The 17,467-nt window shown below is 70.9% G+C and carries 10 protein-coding genes; 1 reads left to right on the top strand and 9 read right to left on the bottom strand.

The features are described from left to right. The first annotated feature begins 130 nt into the window (after window positions 1-130). Window positions 131-610, top strand: a complete 480-nt coding sequence (locus M4V62_RS09955; protein WP_249586879.1) for a nuclear transport factor 2 family protein — start codon at window positions 131-133, stop codon at window positions 608-610. 46 nt (window positions 611-656) lie between these two features. Here M4V62_RS09955 and M4V62_RS09960 read toward each other — a convergent pair whose 3' ends face one another. The 9 genes from M4V62_RS09960 to M4V62_RS10000 all read right to left on the bottom strand — a co-directional run bounded on the left by M4V62_RS09960 (window position 657) and on the right by M4V62_RS10000 (window position 17,351). Further along, window positions 657-1,076 (bottom strand): ester cyclase, encoded by a 420-nt coding sequence (locus tag M4V62_RS09960; RefSeq protein WP_249586880.1) that lies wholly within the window; start codon window positions 1,074-1,076, stop codon window positions 657-659. Window positions 1,077-1,156: 80 nt separating this feature from the next. Then, window positions 1,157-3,577, bottom strand: a complete 2,421-nt coding sequence (locus tag M4V62_RS09965; RefSeq protein WP_249586881.1) for a KR domain-containing protein — start codon at window positions 3,575-3,577, stop codon at window positions 1,157-1,159. Between the two features lie 66 nt (window positions 3,578-3,643). Then, window positions 3,644-9,682, bottom strand: coding sequence for an SDR family oxidoreductase (locus tag M4V62_RS09970; protein ID WP_249586882.1), 6,039 nt, complete (start codon window positions 9,680-9,682; stop codon window positions 3,644-3,646). A 59-nt stretch (window positions 9,683-9,741) separates the two neighbouring features. Then, on the bottom strand, window positions 9,742-11,205 hold the full coding sequence (locus tag M4V62_RS09975) for an acyltransferase domain-containing protein (protein ID WP_249586883.1): 1,464 nt from the start codon (window positions 11,203-11,205) through the stop codon (window positions 9,742-9,744). 75 nt (window positions 11,206-11,280) lie between these two features. Then, on the bottom strand, window positions 11,281-12,630 hold the full coding sequence (locus M4V62_RS09980) for an NAD(P)/FAD-dependent oxidoreductase (RefSeq protein WP_249586884.1): 1,350 nt from the start codon (window positions 12,628-12,630) through the stop codon (window positions 11,281-11,283). A 60-nt stretch (window positions 12,631-12,690) separates the two neighbouring features. Continuing rightward, complete coding sequence (locus M4V62_RS09985; RefSeq protein WP_249586885.1) at window positions 12,691-14,154, bottom strand: MFS transporter; 1,464 nt, start codon at window positions 14,152-14,154, stop codon at window positions 12,691-12,693. A 44-nt stretch (window positions 14,155-14,198) separates the two neighbouring features. Further along, entirely contained in the window at window positions 14,199-15,485 is a 1,287-nt protein-coding gene (locus M4V62_RS09990; RefSeq protein ID WP_249586886.1) for a wax ester/triacylglycerol synthase domain-containing protein, read from the bottom strand. Window positions 15,486-15,555: 70 nt separating this feature from the next. After that, on the bottom strand, window positions 15,556-15,810 hold the full coding sequence (locus M4V62_RS09995) for an acyl-CoA carboxylase subunit epsilon (RefSeq protein WP_249586887.1): 255 nt from the start codon (window positions 15,808-15,810) through the stop codon (window positions 15,556-15,558). Further along, on the bottom strand, window positions 15,807-17,351 hold the full coding sequence (locus M4V62_RS10000; RefSeq protein ID WP_425575014.1) for an acyl-CoA carboxylase subunit beta: 1,545 nt from the start codon (window positions 17,349-17,351) through the stop codon (window positions 15,807-15,809). The genes M4V62_RS09995 and M4V62_RS10000 overlap by 4 nt, the downstream gene beginning before the upstream one ends. Window positions 17,352-17,467: the final 116 nt, after the last annotated feature.

Here is a 17,467-nt window from a genome sequence, read left to right on the forward strand (position 1 = left end):
CTCTCCTATTCTCCGCCCCGATCATCGCGGTATATCTCCGTACGGGGCGCCGTGGTATCAATTGAAGCGTCAGCGGAAAATAATTCTGAGGGGCTGTGAAAAAACGGCCCGCATGTTCGGGAGGCAGTTCATGTATCACCGAATCGTCGCCGCCAAGCTCCGCGGTGCTTTTGCCGATATCAATGCCGGGAACTGGCAGTCCATGGTGGACACGCTGGCACCGGATTTCACTTACGTGTTCTACGGCGAGCACGCTCTCTCCGGCGAGCGGCACACGGTCGAGGCGATGAGCCTGTGGTGGCAGCGGGTGTTCAGGCTGATTCCCGACGCCGGTTTCGAGCCGCTGGAGATCATCATTTCCGGCGGCCCCTGGAAGACCAAGGTCGCGACCCGCGTACGCATCGGCGGGCCGCTGCCCGACGGCACGCGCTACGACAACGTGATGACCCAGTTCATGTATCTGAAGTGGGGCAGGATCACCGAGATCCACACCCTGGAGGACACCGTCGTCCTCCAGCGGGCGCTGGACTCCATCGCCGCCTCCGGCAACGCGGAGGCACACGCCGAACCGATCACCGACGCGTACGCGCGCTCCGTCCGCCAGGGCTGACGTCGCGCGCGGGCCCCGGCACCCTCGGGTGCCGGGGCCGGTGGCTTCACCCCAGGGCGCCCAGCTGCTTGGCGAGGTCGAGTCCGTCGAGGGAGAACCAGCTCTCGACGATCTTGCCGCCCTCGAAGGCGTCGATCACGATGCCGCTGACGGCGAACTCCCGCCCGATGGCCGGCACGCCCTCGTAGGGCTCCCCGGTGTGGGTGCCGCGCGCGGTGAACCGGCTGACGACCTTCTCGTCCTCCAGGATCCAGTCGTCGACCGTCACGTGGAGGTCGGGGAAGGACGCGCGCTGGAGCCGCACCCACTCCTTGAGGTGCTCGACGCCCTCCTTGCCGTTCGGAGCCGTTCCATGGCTGATGTGCTCGTCACCGGCGCCCTCGTAGATCACGTCGAGGTTGCCCTTGTTGAGGCACTCCTCGTAGTAGCGCTCAAGTACGGCCTTGTTCTCCAGCAGATTCGACATGTGCACCTTCCCTGATTTCCGTGCGGTTCAATTTCCTGCATTATTTTGATCGGTGCTGCATTCCGGTTCCGAAAGAGCGGTCAACCGTTACCGACCGGCCCACGCAGGCCGGAAACGGTCATGACAGGAGCCCCGGATTCCGAATTCTTCACTCGCCACACACCGAGGGCCGGATCCCCTTCGATGAGGGAATCTCCGCGCTCATCGGAATGGAGTGCGATACGGCCGATGACCAAGGGGTTCTTCGCGACCGAGACACCCTCGCCCTGGCTGGCGCAGGCCCGGACCACGTTCTCCAGGGCGGAGACGGAGAGCGCCGTGCGCGGCGCGTGGAGCGTCGCCCACAGATCGTTGGGGACGCATGGCCGCACCACGGCGGTCAGGCGGCCGTCCGAGCCCTCGGACCAGACGGCGGCGGGCACCACCGACGCACGCCAGCTCAGCAGCGGCGGGCCGGAGCGCCATACGGTCGTCGGCTTCACGTCGCGCCGCGGCGGAGTGGGTGAGCGGGTGTCGGCGGAGTCGTGGACGACACGCAGGCTCGCCTCGCCGGCCCCGGGCCCCTCCCCGGCGTCCGACGCCCGCCGGAACCTCACCGTGACCACCCAGGTGTCCCCCTCGAAGGAGCCGCTCACCTCCCGCTCCCACACGGTCGGTCCCGCGTCGAGCCGCAGCAGGTCCAGCGGTACGACGACCTCCTCGATGGAGCCGGCCCGCAGCACCCGGTAGTCCTCGGGGACGATCCACTCCGCGCCGCGCAGCGCACTCTCCAGGAGAACGCTCACGGGGACGGCCGCCGTGCCGTCCACCAGGAAGTCGCCGAGGACCGGCGCCCGGTCGGGGTCGAACGTCACCTGCGACACCATGCGGACGTGCGGTTCGTACGTGGTCACCTCTCCTAGGTGGAAGATCCGCGGATAGGTGCCGGTGAAGCCGGGCAGGTCGGGCACGACGGGGTAGTCGGTCGCCTGGCCGGGGCTCATCGCCCTGCCGAGCGGCCCCACGAAGGTGACCTCCCCCTCGGATCCCGCCCGCAGCTCGGCCTGCCACTTGGCGAGTCCTTCGGTGATGTCGATGGCCGCCATGTAGCGCAGCGTCGCCGAGAAGTTGGAGATCAGACCGATGCGGTCCCAGGTCGGCCAGGCGAGCGTCATCACGGGGAAGTCCGCGCGGCGTCCCGCCCACCGGCCGAGCCGGGCAAGACCCTCGTTGGCCGCCGCGTACTCGAGCTGGCCGACCATCCCGCCGAGCCGCCCGGTGAGGGAGCCGACGCTGCAGAAGAACTTGAGCCGGTGGTCGCCCAGTTCCCGCACTTCCTCGAAGAGGTTGAGGAAGCCCCCGATCTTGGTGCGGACGGTCCGCAGGATCTCGTCGTCGGTCTTCTTGGGCAGCCTCGCCGCGGTGTCCACGCCCGCGTTGTGCACGACCCCGGTCAGCGCGTGGCCCTCACGCGCCAGGAGCGCGCGCACCTGCTCCTGGTCGGTGAAGTCGCACCGGGCGTAGTCGACGCGCAGCCCGTCGGCCCTGGCTTCGGTGATGTTGGTGGCGAGTTCCCACAGGCGGCGGACCCGGGCGATGTCCCGCCGGATGTCGGTCGGTGTCGCCCCCTGCCGCAGCCCGGCCCACAACTCCTTCTCGTACGCCTTGCGTTCGCTCTCGCCGACGCCGAACCACGGTTCGTCTCCGGTGGGGAAGTCCTCCCGGCCCGTCACCACGACCCGCAGGCCGTAGGTGGCGGCCAGCGAGCGGGCCAGTTCCCAGCCGATGCCCCGGCCGCCGCCCGAGATCAGTACACAGTCGTCGGGGCCCAGCGGGACGGCGGGCTCCCCGGCGTCCTTGGCGACGGGGGTGAGGGTCAGCCGCTGTCCGTCGCGGTGACCGACCTCCAGCTCGCCGGGCCTGCCCAGTTCGGCGGCGACGATGCCCGGCAGGTCCCGCACGGCGCTCAGGCTCGTGTCGACGACGCGTGCGTTGCAGTTCGGCAGTTCGCGGTGCAGCGTCTTCGCGAGACCCGCCCAGATGCCACCGAGCGGCTGCGCCAGGTCGTCCTGCGGGTGGTGGCCCATCCCGCCGCCCAGATAGGTCACGGCCAGGTAGTACAGGCGTCGCGCCGATGTCTCGGCGGACCAGTCCTCGTAGTGCTCGCGCAGCGCGGCCACCGTCTCCAAGAGCGGCTCGCGCCAGGCTTCGCCGGGGTAGGCGGACGCGGAGCCCACGGTCAGGTCGACGATCGCGTCGACGGCACCGCCCTCGCCCCCTGAGGCCGCCGGGTGACGGCGGACCAGGGCTCCGTGCCCGGTCAGTTCGCGCTCCACGGCTGCGGCGGTCTCCCGGTCGCCACCGAACAGCAGGACCCGCATCCCTCTGAGCCGCTCGGGGTCGGCGGTGGGCGCCGGCAGGGCGGTGAGCTGCCATTCCATCCGGCTCACCGCCTGCACCGGGGCGTTGCCCGCATCGTCGGCGGACACCGGCGGGGGCGAATGTTCGCGTAGGGACGTCATGTTGCGACTCCTTCCTCGTCGGTCGTGGACTGCCGCGTCTCGTCGGTCATGGGTGGCCCGGTCGCGTCAGTCACGGTCGGCCGCGACGGCCTCGCCGGTCCGGGCGTCGACATAGCCGATCAGCGTCGCCTGCATGTCCTTCATCTGCAGGACCATCCGGCCGTCGGGACGGGACGCGACGAACCGGTTGTCGACCAGGTCCGCCGACAGGTCGAAGCCCGGCGGCGTGGCGTACAGCTCGATGGCCTCGTCGGATCCGGACAGGGACAGGTCGTTCGTGTCCTCGTACAGGTCGATGCGGCGGATCGACAGCGGTGCCGCGACGGGGATCAGATGGCCGTCGACGAGGTCCAGGACCCCGACCCGGGCCAGGCCGTCCAGCAGGATGCTGGGGACGGTGAACCGCTGCCACGTCGGGTCGTCGGCGGGCAGCGCCAGGGCGTAGCGGCCCCGCTTGCCCTTGGGGTGGATACGGGTGTCCGTGGTCGACACGAACGCCCCGGTGAGCCGCACCGGCGAGCCGGGCTGGTGGTAGGGATCGGGTACGGGGGTGTCGTCCGCGGTGTCCCACGCCTCCCAGTGCGGGGCGGCGGGGAGTGCGTCGGCGAGCAGGACCCGGGCCGTGAAGTGCACCCGGTCCTTGACGAGTACGACGCCGGTCGGTGAGACCACGTCCTCGGTGATCCGCACCTCGACGGCGGTCGTGGAGCCGTCGGACGCGGCGATGTGCGCGTACAGCCGCTTGGGGGCCGTCGGCAGATCGCGGTAGACGCGCAGGAAGTGCTCGAACCGCAGGTCCTCGAAGGCGACGACACGCTGGTCCGGGACCAGGTACCGGGCGGCCTCCGCGGCCATTTCCGTGACGAACGTACCCGGCAGGGTCGGCTCGCCGCGCACCGTGTGGTGTTCGAGATAGCCGTCGGTGTCCAGGTCGAAGCGGCACTCGAACTCGGCGGACGTCTCCGTCGACCCGACGACCCGGCGCAGGAAGAAGCCGGGCTCCGGCACGGCGGGAGCCGCATCGGCGGCGGCCGGGTCCTGCGTGAGGTAGCCGGGGTAGAACTCCTCGACGGTCGCGCGTTCGGCGTCCCCCAGGTGCACGAGGGATGCCCGCCGGACGGGCGCGTGCAGTTCCTGCACGAAATGGTGGACGCCCTCGGCGACGGCCATGCTGCTGTAGGAACCGGCCCGCTCGTAGTACGCCTTGGTCAGTTCGTTGGCGCCCATGCCGACACCGGCCCACAGCGTCCAGCCGATGGTGAACTCGTCGAGCTCCGACGCGCCCGCCGCATAAGTGGCCGCGCTGCCCAGGAAGTCGTTGGCCGACGCGTAGTCGGACTCGCCGAGCTGCCCGAAGTACCCGAGCAGGGAACCGAAGTTGCACCAGCTGCGGGGCGGGGCGTCGCGCAGCGCGTACTTGAGGTTGAGATACGACTCGACCTTCAGGTCACGGATGGAGGTGAACTCCGCGAAGTCCTTGTCCTTGATGAGCGCCGAGCGCTGCAGCCCGGCGGCGTTCACCAACAGGTCGATCCGCCCGTGCTCCTGGAGCACCGCACCGATGGCCTTCTCCACCTGGGCTCCGTCGCGCATGTCGCACTGCACGTAGCTGACCCGGCCCGCGCCGCTGTGCTCCGCCATCGCGTCGAGGTTGTGGCGGGCGTCCCTGGCGTTGAGCATCCGGTCGAAGGACTTGTTGAGGTCCGCGACCGACGGGGGCCTGCCCGCGCTCCTGCCCTTGCCCTTCGTCTTGCCCTTGCCCCCGCCCTTGCCCTTGGCCTTGGCGAGTTCCGCCTTGATGTAGGCCGCCCGGCCCGCCGCGAACTCCTCGTCGCTGCCTTCGAAGACCGACGGCGGGTAGCTGTCCAGGTCGTTGCTGCCGAACACATGGATACGGGGGCCGAACTCGGCGGCCACCGCCTTGAGCACCTCGGCGGTGATGCCCCGGGCGCCGCCCGCGACGACGACCACGGAGTCCCGGTCGAGCGCTGCCGGGGTGGAGGCGTCCAGGACGACCGGCTCGTCGTGCAGCCGCGGAGTGCGGCGCACCCCCTCGGCGTCGACGACGACGGGGAAGTCCCGGTGCGCCCGGCTCTCCTCCTCCACGAGCCTTACCCCGTCGGCCACTTCGGTGGCCGAGGTGAGGAGCGCGAAGCTGGTGCTGTCGGTCAGTTCGCGTCCCGCGCTCTTGAGCAGACCGGTGAACAGGCCGGAGTAGGGATGCGGGGTGTCGCCGGGTACCGCGTCGAGGAACAGCATGACGACGGTGGACTCGGCGGTGGAGAGACCGGCGTGGGTCTGCTGGAGTGCCAGGTACGTCGCGTCGTGCAGGGCGAGCACGGGCGCCGAGCCCTCGGTGAGCGGCTGCCCGGCGGGCGCGGAGCGGCCGAGGCCTGACAGGACCCGCAGGTGCGTGACCGGTCGCCCGGAGTCCGCGAGGGCCGCACGGACGGCGTCGGGGGTGACCTCGGGCAGGTGGTGCCAGCCGGGCCTGGGGGCCGCGAGCGGGGTGGTGGACAGCACGGTCAGCGCCGTGTCGGGGTCCACCGCTTCGGCCAGCGGGCCGGGTGTGTCGGTGACGACGAGGGCGCCGTCCGGCAGGAACGCGATGGGCTCCCGCACCTGCCGGGCCGGTGTCTCGTCGAGCACCGGAATCTGGCGGCGCACCCGCAGAGGGGCGCCTTCCCCGGTGTGGGTGTCCGACACGAAGCTCGTCGGCAGGGTGCCGGTGACGCCTGCCCCACGTTCCTCGCCCTGTTCCGGGCCGGGGTCGGCGGGGCCGGGGACGGTGAGCCGCAGCCGGGCGCCCGGTGCGCCGCCTGTCTGGTCGCAGGAGACCTCCACCGTGCCCGCGGGCCCGTGCAGGGCCTTCAGTACGGCAAGACCCCCGGCGGCGCCCAGGTAGCGCGCGTGCTCGGGCTCCGTGCACCGGACGGAGCCACTCGCGGACGCGGTGCCGGTCTGCGCGGCGGCGCTGCCGAGCGGCTCGTCGACGTACGCGAGGATCGGCAGGCCCTCGCGCTCGGCCCGCTCCTCGGTGGTGAGGGCGAACAGGAAGGCGCCCTCGGCGAGTTCCCGCTGCTGCTCCGGGAGCAGGCCGCCGATCAGGGAGCGGTACTCGGGCAGGCTGTTGCCGTTGATGCCGCCGGCCAGCGCGAAGTCCAGCTCGCCGGTGCGCAGATAGCGTCCGGCCGACGTGATCGACGACAGCGCGGAGGCGAATCCCGAGTCCATCGTCATGTTCGGGCCGTGGAGGTCGAAGTAGTTCGCCACCCGGGCGGAGATGATGTTGGGCATCTGCCCGGGGAACGCGTCCTCGTTGGACTCCGGGATCATCGCCCTGACCTGCTCGCGCAACTGCTCGAGGACCTGCCCGGCGGCCGGTGATCCGGCGAGCGGCGAGTCGGCGACGGCCTGCCCGATGTCGTCCAGGTAGCAGCGGTTCGCGTACAGCATGGCGGCCCGGGTCGGGCCCATGTGCCCGACGAACACACCGGTGTTGTCGGCCTGCTTGCCCCAGAACTCGGGCATCTGGTCACGGAGGCGGTGGGCGCACTGAAGGATCATCAGCTGGCACCGGTCCAGGGCCCTGATGGTCTTGGGCGGCAGCCTGACCTCGTTGAACGGCGGCGACGGATAGGCGGCGCCGAAGCTGTCGAGCGGCGGCTTCCCGCCGGTCAGCCAGCCCGACACCTCCTCGCGGTCCGTCAGGCCGGGCAGGTGCGAGGACCAGCCGACGATCACCACCCGGCTGTCGGGATCCGGCTTCTTGGTCGCGGGGATCGTCCCGGCGGGAGCCTCCAGCGCCTCCGGCGCCTCCACCTGACGGGCATCCACCTGACGGGCTTCCGCCTGGGGGGCCTCTACGCGGGGCTGGTTCTCGGCGACGATCAGGTGCGCGTTGGTCCCGCCGAAACCGAACCCGGAGACGGCGGCGAGCCGGGGCCGGTCACTGCGCCCGGACCACTGCTCGGCCTTGAAAGGGATGTCCAGCTGTGTCTCGGCGAGGCGGAAGTCCGCGCGGGGGTTGGTGAAGCGGAACTGGCCGGGGATGGTCTGCTTCTCCAGGCCCTTGAGGTTCTCGATGAGCGAGACGACACCGGCCGCCCAACCGGTGTGCCCGATGAGGGACTTGTTGGAGGTGACCGCGGTCGCCCGTGCCGTGCCGAAGTGTTCCCGCAGGGTGGAGAACTCCGCGAGGTCACCGGCGGGGGTACCGGTCGCGTGCGCGTTGATCCAGTCCACGTCGTCGCCGTCGACGTCGCCGTTCTCCAGCGCGCGCCGCACGGCGAGGCTCTGGCCGGCCGAGTTCGGCGCGTAGATCGCCTTGCCCTTGCCGTCCGACGACGAACCGAACGCCCGCAGTACGCCGAGCACTTGGTCGCCGTCCTGCTGGGCCTTGCTCAGCCGCTTGAGTACGACCAGGGCGGCGCCGTCGGCGAAGATCACACCGTCGGCCGCCTCGTCCAGGGCGTGCACCTCACCGCTCTTGGACAGTCCCTGGAGCTTGGAGAAGAGCACGGTGCCGCGTGGCGCCAGGGCGAAGGCCCCGCCGCACACCGCGATGTCCTGCTTGCCCATCAGCAGGCCCTTGGCCGCGATGTCGATGGCGTACAGGGACGAGGAGCACGCGGTGTCGACCATGTGGAGCTCCGTGGACGACGGCAGGATGCCCTGCATGGCCAGCTCTCCGACCCGGTGCGGCAGGAACCGGGAGGGGTTCTGGCCGCCGCGCCGGTAGCGGCCGGCGAGGGATGTGTCGATGCCCCCGCGCAGCTCTTGCCGCTCCTCGTCGGAGAGCGCCAGGTCGTCGATGATGTCGTGCGTCATCCTGCTGACGCTGTCGAGGACCCCGGCCTCCTCCAGGTGCTGGCTGCCGTCCGGGGTGTAGCCGACGACGAAGGAGCAGTTGTCGTTGTCGGTGCGGCGGACCCCGTCGAGTGCCTGGACCAGGCTGTGGCGCAGCCACTGGGTGGTGAGCTCCTGGTCGTCGGCGCTCCCCTCCATGCCGTCGAGGGCGCCCTCGACGGGCTCGAAGCCGGTGATGAACACGCAGCGGTCGGCGTACGCCTTGTCCTCGGCGTCGGTGTCCGCCGAGTGGAAGCTCTCGTGCTGCCAGCGGTCCTCGGGGACCTTGACGAACAGCTCGTCCCCCGTCATGCGGAGCTGCCAGAACTCCTCGGGGCTGTTCGCCCCGGCGACGGCGAGACCCATGCCGACGACGGCGATCGAGTCGTCCCCGAACTCCGCCTCCGAGAACTCCGCCTCCGAGAGCGGTGCTTCAGCTGCCGGCTCCGGCGCACCGGCCGTGACCGACGGCGCCTCCGTGGGAGGCGAGAGCAGGGCCGCGCCGAGCGTGAGGCCGCCGTCGGCGAGGACGACCTGGCCGGTGATCCAGCGGGCGTCGTCGGAGGCGAGGAAGGCCACCACGGTGGCGAACTCCTCCGGCGTGCCGAGCCGCCCCCATGGCGTGGCCCGGGCGATGACGTCCTGCATCCGGGCCGCGTCGGGGAACTTGTCCGCCACCTCGCTGCTCAGCATGGCCGCGGACGCCGTGTTGACCCGGATCCCCAGCGGCGCCAGCTCCACGGCCAGATACCGGGACGCGGCCTCGGCAGCGGCCTTCGCCGGTGCGCAGGCAAGGTAGTTGGCCATCACCATCTGGGAGCCGCCGAGTGCGGAGACCGTGACGATCGAGCCGCCACCGCCCCTGGCCATCAGCGGTGCGGCGGCGCGCGCACAGCGCAGCCCGCCCTTGTAGTTGATCTCGATGGCCTTGTCGAGGTGCTCGTCGGTGACCGAGTCCGCCGGCAGCAACGCGCCGTCGGCGGCGCTGTTGACGAGGATGTCGAGCCGGCCGTGCAGCCGGTCGATCTCCGCGAACATCCGGTCGACCTGCTCCTGCCTGGCCACCGAAGCGCGGATCAGGTCGACCCGGTGGCCCTGCGCGGTCAGTTCGTCGCGGGTGGCCTTGGCCTGGTCGTGGGAGTGGAAGTAGTTGAGGACGATCGCGGCGCCGCGCGTGGCGAGTTCACGCGCGATCGCCTTGCCTATCCCCTTCGATCCGCCGGTGACCAGGGCCACCTTGCCTGTGAGGTCGTTCATGGAACACGTGCCCTTCTGGAGCCGGGAGGACGAGCGGAAGCAGCGGGACGCGGGACCCGTCAGCCCGCCGCGACCGCCTCCCGGCCGGACAGCTCCGAGACCACGAAGTCGACGATCTTGTCCATGGTGTTGTAGTTCTCCAGGCGGAATCCGGCCTCCCGCGTGGGCAGGCCGTACTGCTTGGAGGCGCGGGCGAGCAGCTCGACCTGCTTGACCGAGTCGACTCCCAGTTCGGCCTCCAGCTGGACGCCGTCCTCGAAGACCTCCTCGGGGTACTCGAGGGCCTCGGCGTACAGGGTCCGCAGCTCGGCGTGGATCTCGGCACGGTCCGGCGCCCCGGCGGACGGAGCCGGAGTCGAGGGTGCGGCGGGAGCAGCCGCGGGCCGCGGGGTGAAGGAGCCCAGGTCGTCGGCGATGCGCCGGAGCACCTCGTCGCCGTGCTCGCTCCAGTACGCATCGAACACGTCGGTGGGCACCGTGGGGGCGAGCAGCTCGGCGAGGCCCGGGGCCCCGGTCGCATCGGCGAGGCCCGCGTCCCGCAGGATCCGCAGGGTGGCGTCGAGCGCGAGGCCGCCGTCGGCGTCGATCGAGAACGAGGGCAGGGCGCGTACGTCCGATCCCTTGGTCAGCCGGACGACGAGCTTGGACAGGGCGGCCCGTCCGCCCGCTTCCACGAACGTCGTGACACCCGCGGCCTGGAGATGGCGCACGGCCGCCGCGAACCGCACCGGGGTGACGAAGTGCTCGGCGAGGCGGTCGGCCAGCGCGTCGTCGGGCTCGTAGTACCGCTGGAGGATCGGCGAGTACACCAGGTGCCGAAGGGGGTGCTGGTCCAACTTGCCGACGTAGGTGGCGAATTCGGGTACGGCAGGGGCGAGCGCCGGGGTGTGGAAGGGGAAGGGGGTGTCGATCTCGATGGCGCCGATGCCCAGCTGTCCGGCGATCGCGATCACTCGGTCGAGCGCTTCGCCGGGACCGCTCACCACGGTCTGCTCGTCGTGGTTCTCGGTGGCGACGGCCAGCATCGGGTCGTCGAGGAGGTCAAGGAGGCGGCCGGCCCGCTCTGCGCCCGCCGAAAGGGCCACCATGCGGCCCTCGATGCCGTTCTGCCGCTGGATGACCGCCACCCGCTGGGCGACGATCCGCACACCGTCCTCGACGGAGAAGGCCCCGGCGGCGACAAGCGCGGTGATCTCGCCGAGGCTGTGACCCGCGAGGACGTCCGGACGCACCCCCTGCGCTTCCAGGATCTCGTACGAGGCCAGGCCGGCGGCGTAGATGGCCACCTGGGAGGCCCATGCGTCGTCGTTGAGGAGTTCTCGCAGATCGGTGTCGTGGTCCCCGAAGAGCACGTCGGTTATTCGGCGCGAGAACAGGTTCATGGTCTCCGCATCGATACGCTCGAAGACCTGCCTGACCTGCGGGTACTTCTCCTTGGCCAGACGCAGGGCCGCGCCGTCGAAGCCGCCCTGCCCGGGGAAGAGGAAGGTGGTGCGCAGGTCCGTAGAGGTGTGGACGGTCATGATCGTGCCTCCATGCTGGTGGTGAGGTGGAGAGGGTCGGGTACGCGCGGGATCGCGATACGGGGAGGGGCCGGCTCAGGCGAGGTACTGCCCCATGGGCCCGAGGTTCTTCGCCACGAGGCGGTCGGCCGTGCGGGTCGCGCCGGGCAGGTGCCGGGGCACCCCGCGCGCCAGCCAGCGCACCATGCGCAGCTTCCAGCCGGGACCGGCGCCGGGCTCCAGGTGGTCGAGCAGGGCGTGGATGCTGGCCGGTGAGTAGAACTCCGCCGGGTGAACCATCGTGGCGAACATGCCGACCATGTCGCGGCCGTGCGTGGGGCTGCGGTTCATGGCCTGGATGAACGCCAGTTCCTCCCGGGAGTGGTCCGCGATCGTCGCGTGGTCGCGGGTGTAGCGGTAGTGGCCGGTGACCAGGGCGTCGCGGTCGCGGGCGTACCCGGCGAGTGCGGCCTCCAGCGGTTCGCGGCCGGACAGGCCCGACTCGACGGCGGCGGCGAGGAGTTCGGCGCCGCGGAGCCCGTCGGTGATCCCGGCGGCGGTGATCGGGTCCCGGGTGTAGCCGGCGTCCCCGGCCAGGGCCCAGCCGGGGCCGTGCGAGCGGCGCAGGAAGTTGGGCACGGACCCGGTCATCCAGCGGTCGACCCGCTTGGTCGCGCGCAGCAGCTCGGCCCGCTCGGGGTCCACCTCGTCGAACGCGGAGATGACCGTACGGTCGCGGTCCTCGTCGCTGGTGGCCTTGAAGTCGGCCACCGGCAGGGCCACGCCGACGATGGTGAGCCCGTCGTGGGTGGGCCAGGTGAACGCGTGCTTGCCGGCGTGGCGATAGGTGCGGACCCGCCCGTCGTGCGGCAGGCCCTCCCAGTACGACCAGTGGCTCTTGTTGAGCACCGGGTGGGCCTCGTACTTCGGTGCGTCGAGGAGTCGGGCCACGGTCGAGTTGGAGCCGTCGGCGCCGACCACGACGCGGGCGTGTTCGACGACGGGGGTACGGTCCGACGTCTCACCCCGCACACCGGTGACTGTTCCGGCGTCGTCGGTGATCAGCTCCCGGACCGAGACGCCGGACCGCAGTTCCGCACCGGCCTTGACCGCGGCGTCGAGGAGGATCTGGTCGAGCCTGCTGCGCTCGGGCGAGTACGCCTCGCCCACTCCGTCCACGGCGGGCAGCCGGGCCATCAGCTCCACCGGTCCGCTGCGCAGCCCGTACTCGGTGATGGGCGGGCAGCCGGTGGCCGTCAACTCGTCGAGCAGGCCCCAGCGTTTGAGGCGCAGGATGCCCGGTGGGTGGACGAGGTTGGTCGCGGCTGCCTTGCCGCCCGGGAACACGGCCCGGTCGAGCAGCAGGACCTTGTGGCCCGCCCGGGAGAGCAGCATGGCCGTGGAGGCGCCACTGATCCGTGCGCCGACAACTATTGCGTCGTACATCTCGACTCCCTGCCACTGGCTGGTCGACTGCGGGCGATTGCGTGCCGGGGTCCGGGGCCGTCAGCGCCGCGAGGGCTCAAGGAGGTCCGCCGGGTCCGTCCTGCCGGTGTCCGGGCGCTCCTCTTCCTGCCACGCGGAGTTGTTCTCCTTGGACCGGCGCGGTGCGGTGAGGATGGCGACGCAGCCGAGGGCGGCGATGCCGGCGCCGATCCAGGTCGCGGGGACGAGTCCGTCCACGAAGTTCTGCGGCGAGGCGTATCCGCCCTGCGCGGTGAACACCGACGTCAGTACGGCCACGCCGAGCACACCGCCGAGCTCCCGGAAGGTGTTGTTGGCTCCGGAGGCGATGCCCTGGTCGCGCGGGGCGACGATGTTCATGGCCATCTCGGCGACGGGCGCGAAGAAGAGACCGAGCCCGATGCCGCCGAGCACGAGGCCGGGGACCTGGTCGGCGTATTCGGTGTGCACCTCGGTCACCATGGCGAGCCAGCCGAGACCGACGGCTTCGAACAGCAGACCCGCGGCGACCACGAGCCGGTTGCCCAGACGCCCGGACAGCAGGGCGGTGAGCGGGGCGACAAGGACCGGCATCGCGGTCCAGGGCAGCATCCGTACGCCCGCTTCGAGCGGCGAGAAGCCCTGGATGTTCTGCATGAACTGGGTCAGCAGGAACACCAGGCCGAACATGGCGGCGAACATCAGCAGGCTGGCGGAGTTGACGGCGCTGAACGAACGGTTGCGGAAGAGCCGCATCGGCAGCATCGGATGGCGGGTGCGCAGCTCCCAGGTGACGAAGGCCGCGAGGATCACCACTCCGCCGATCAGGTAGGGCAGCACCTCGCTGCCGCCCCAGCCGTACTCGGTGGTCCGTACGAGGGCGAACACCACGCCGAACATGCCGAGGCTCACCAGGACGGTGCCCACCGGGTCGAGCGTGCTCTGCGGGTGCTTGCTCTCGGCGAGCTTCCACAGGCTGAGGGCGAGGACCACCACGCCGATCGGCACATTGACCCAGAAGATCCACTCCCAGGAGATCTTCTCGACGACGGCGCCGCCGATGAGCGGTCCGAGCGCGACGGCGAGGCCGCTCAGGGCGCCCCAGATGCCCAGCGCGATGGCTCGCCGCTTCGGCGGCACGGCGACGGTGAGCAGGGTCAGCGTCAGCGGCATGACGATGGCGGCGCCGAGGCCCTGCACGGCTCGGGCGATGATCAGCTGCTGGGAGCTGTCGGCGAGGGCGCATCCCGCCGACGCCGCGGTGAAGATGACGAGCCCCACCACGAACATCCGGCGGCGGCCGAATCGGTCACCGGCCGCCGCACCGGCCATCAGGAAGACCGCGAAGGACAGGGTGTAGGCGTTCACCGTCCATTCCAGGTCCTGGAGGCTCGTGTCGAGGGACTCCTGGATGGCGGGCAGGGCGGTGATGACGACCAGGTTGTCCAGCGCCGCCATGAAGACGGCGAGGCCGGTCACGATCAGGGTCCACACGGCATGACCGCGTGAACTGGACCGACTCGACATACAAATCCCTCCGAAGAGTGGGTGGCTGGTGGGGGAACGGCCGTTCAGGCGGCCGGAACTGCGTCCATCGAGTCGAGCGCGTCGAGTGCCTCGCGCCAGAGCGCCGCCAGCCGCTGGGCGCCCGGCAGCCTGCGGTCGTAGAGGAAACTCACCTGCACCCGGGATCCGCAGGACAGCAGCGTCACCGACAGGGCGTTGCCCGGCAGGAGCACACCGAGCGGCACGGCGTCCACGACCGGGTCGTCGCGGAAGGAAAGACAGGCGGGCAGCGCGTAGTTGGAGGCGTACAGCGGTGACGAGCGAGGGCTGAGCAGACGCCTGACCGTCCAGCGGATCAGGGCCTTGGGCAGCAGGGCGACCAGGGCCCTGCTGGCGGGACGCAGACCGTTGGACCGCATCCGCTGGGTGCTGCCGACGAGCTGCGCGAACGCCTCGGCGGGCGGCACGCTCTGGCAGGGCAGAGTGACCACGGTCGTCGTGAGGTGGTTGCCGACGGCGTCCTCCTCGCCCTCGTGCCGGGTGCTCAGCGGCATGCGGACCGGTACGGGCGACGTGCGGAACACCGAGCGCAGGTCGTGGTGCCCGTCGCCCGTCGCGCTCCAGGCGGACAGCGCACCCCACAGCGCCATGAGGAAGGCGTCGTTGACCGTGCCGCCGAACCCCCTGCCCAGCTCGCTCAGTTCACGCCGGGTCGCGCTCGTGCTGCACATGGCCAGGTGCTCCGGGGCGGGTGACTGGGCCCGGGGCCAGAGCCTGCCGGGCACGAGACCGCGCGTCATTCCGGCGCCCACGCTGAGCGCACCCTGCAGCAGCTCACGGGGTCCGGCGGTGAACAGCGGTCCGGTGCGCCCGTCCCCCTCCCCGTTCCCCGGGGTGCGGTCCGGGTGCGGGGTGCCGAACAGGACGGCGGCGACGTGGGCCGCCCCCATCCCGTCCTCGAGGCCGTGGTGGACCCGGTAGCAGACGGCGTACTCGTCGTCGGAGTAGCCGTGCACGAGGTGGATCGTCCACAGGGGGCCGCTCTCGCAGAGCGGCCGACGCACCATGGCCGTGAGCACCTCGTCCAGTGGGGTGCCGGCCGGGAGCCTCATCTGCTGTACGTGGTCACGCAGGTCGAAGCGGGAGCTGGGGGCACGGAACCCGCCACGGCCGCCCGTCACCGCCCGGTGGGTGAGCCGGGGCAGGCCGGGCAGCCGCTCCGCCAGATGGCCGTGGAGCTGCTCAAGCGAGGGGGCCTGTCCACGGAACCGCAGGAACTGCCCTTGGACCAGGCCGATGTCCTGGTCCATGTCCAGGAAGACCTCGTCGATCGGGTTGAGTGGATGTTTCACTATCCGCTCCCAGTCGAGTGTGTGGGGGAAATCGGCGTCGGTACGGCGGCTCACGCCGTGACTCGGAAGCTCATGCCGTGGCGCGGGCGCGGCCTGCGGGGCCCGGCCGGTGTCTGCCGGCGGAGCGCCAGGAGCCGGCGGGACGCGTACGGCTGCTGCCCTCCCAGCGGGCGTGCGCGGGGTCCGGCGCGGGCGGCGCGGGGACGTACGCCTGGTGGGCTGTCTGTCGGGCCACAGCCCTCAGGACGGCGGTGACGGCGGCGAGTTCGAGGTCGTCGGGGCGTCCTCGTACCACCGTGAGTGCGGTGTTCCGTGTGCCCGTCATGCGGGCGGGTTGCCGTGCTTGCGCGACGGCAGGTCGACGTCCTTGGCGCCCAGGACACGCAGCGCCCCGATGAGGGACGAGCGGGTCAGCGCGGGGTCTATGACGTCGTCGACGAGTCCGCGTTCGGCGGCGTAGTAAGGGTGCATCAGCTCTGTCCTGTACTCCTTGACCAGCTGGGTCCGGGTCGCCTCCGGGTCCTCGGAGGCGGCGATCTCCCGGCGGAAGACGACGTTCGCGGCGCCCTCGGCGCCCATCACCGCGATCTCGTTCGTCGGCCAGGCGTACGTCAGGTCGGCGCCGATGGACTGGGAGTCCATGACGATGTACGCCCCGCCGTAGGCCTTGCGCAGCACGAGGGAGACGCGCGGCACGGTGGCGTTGCAGTACGCGTAGAGGAGCTTCGCGCCGTGCCGGATGATGCCGTTGTGCTCCTGGTCCACGCCGGGCAGGAACCCCGGCACGTCGACGAGGGTGACCAGCGGAATGTTGAACGCGTCGCAGGTGGTGATGAACCGGGCGGCCTTCTCCGAGGCGTGGATGTCCAGGGCGCCCGCCAGTTGCGACGGCTGGTTGGCGATCACGCCGACGGGCCGCCCGTCCATCCGGGCGAGGGCGCAGACGATGTTGCCCGCCCAGCCCGCGTGCGCCTCCAGGAGTTCACCGTCGTCGACGATCTCCTGGATCACCGCGCGCATGTCGTAGGGCCGGTTCCCCTCGGCGGGGACCAGGTCGGCGAGCGCTTCGGTCCGGCGGTCGGCGGGGTCGTCCGTCGGGTGCGAAGGCGGCATCTCCCGGTTGTTGGAGGGCAACAGCGACAGCAGGTAGCGCACTTCCTCCAGGCATTCGGCCTCGTCGTCGTAGACGAACGCGGCGACGCCGGAGACCGTGCCGTGGACGTCGGCGCCGCCCAGGCCGTTCTGTGTGATCTCCTCCCCCGTCACCGCCTGGACCACGTCGGGTCCTGTGATGAACATCTGGGAGGTCTCGCGGACCATGAAGACGAAGTCGGTCAGGGCCGGCGAGTAGGCGGCGCCGCCCGCGCAGGGGCCGAGCATCACCGAGATCTGCGGGATGACACCGGAGGCCCTGGTGTTGCGCCGGAAGATGCCGCCGTACCCGGCGAGCGCGGAGACGCCCTCCTGGATACGGGCCCCCGCGCCGTCGTTGAGCGACACCAGCGGGGCACCCGCCTTGACGGCCATGTCCATGATCTTGTGGATCTTCGTGGCGTGCGCCTCACCGAGGGAGCCGCCGAAGATGCGGAAGTCGTGGGCGTAGGCGAAGACGGTGCGTCCGTGGACCGTTCCCCAGCCGGTGACGACTCCGTCGGTGTGGGGCCTGCGGTTCTCCAGACCGAAGCCGGTGGCTCGGTGTCGGCGCAACTGCTCGACCTCGGTGAACGACCCCTCGTCGAAGAGGAGTTCCAGACGTTCACGGACGGTCAGTTTGCCCCGGGCGTGCTGCTGCTCGGTGGCGTGTGCGCCGGGCCCCTCTTCGGCGGCGAGGCGGATGGCGCGCAGGGTGGCGGTCTTGGTCGGCATGGGCGTGTCCTTTCTCCGTCACCACGAAGGGGGGAGAGCAGCGATTCCACGAAAAACCGGGGTTTACGCGGGGCGCGTCTCCGGAGAGTCTGGAGAAAAGCCGGGCCCATGGCCTC

It is taken from the genome of Streptomyces durmitorensis (genome assembly GCF_023498005.1).
GTDB classification, from domain to species: domain Bacteria; phylum Actinomycetota; class Actinomycetes; order Streptomycetales; family Streptomycetaceae; genus Streptomyces; species Streptomyces durmitorensis.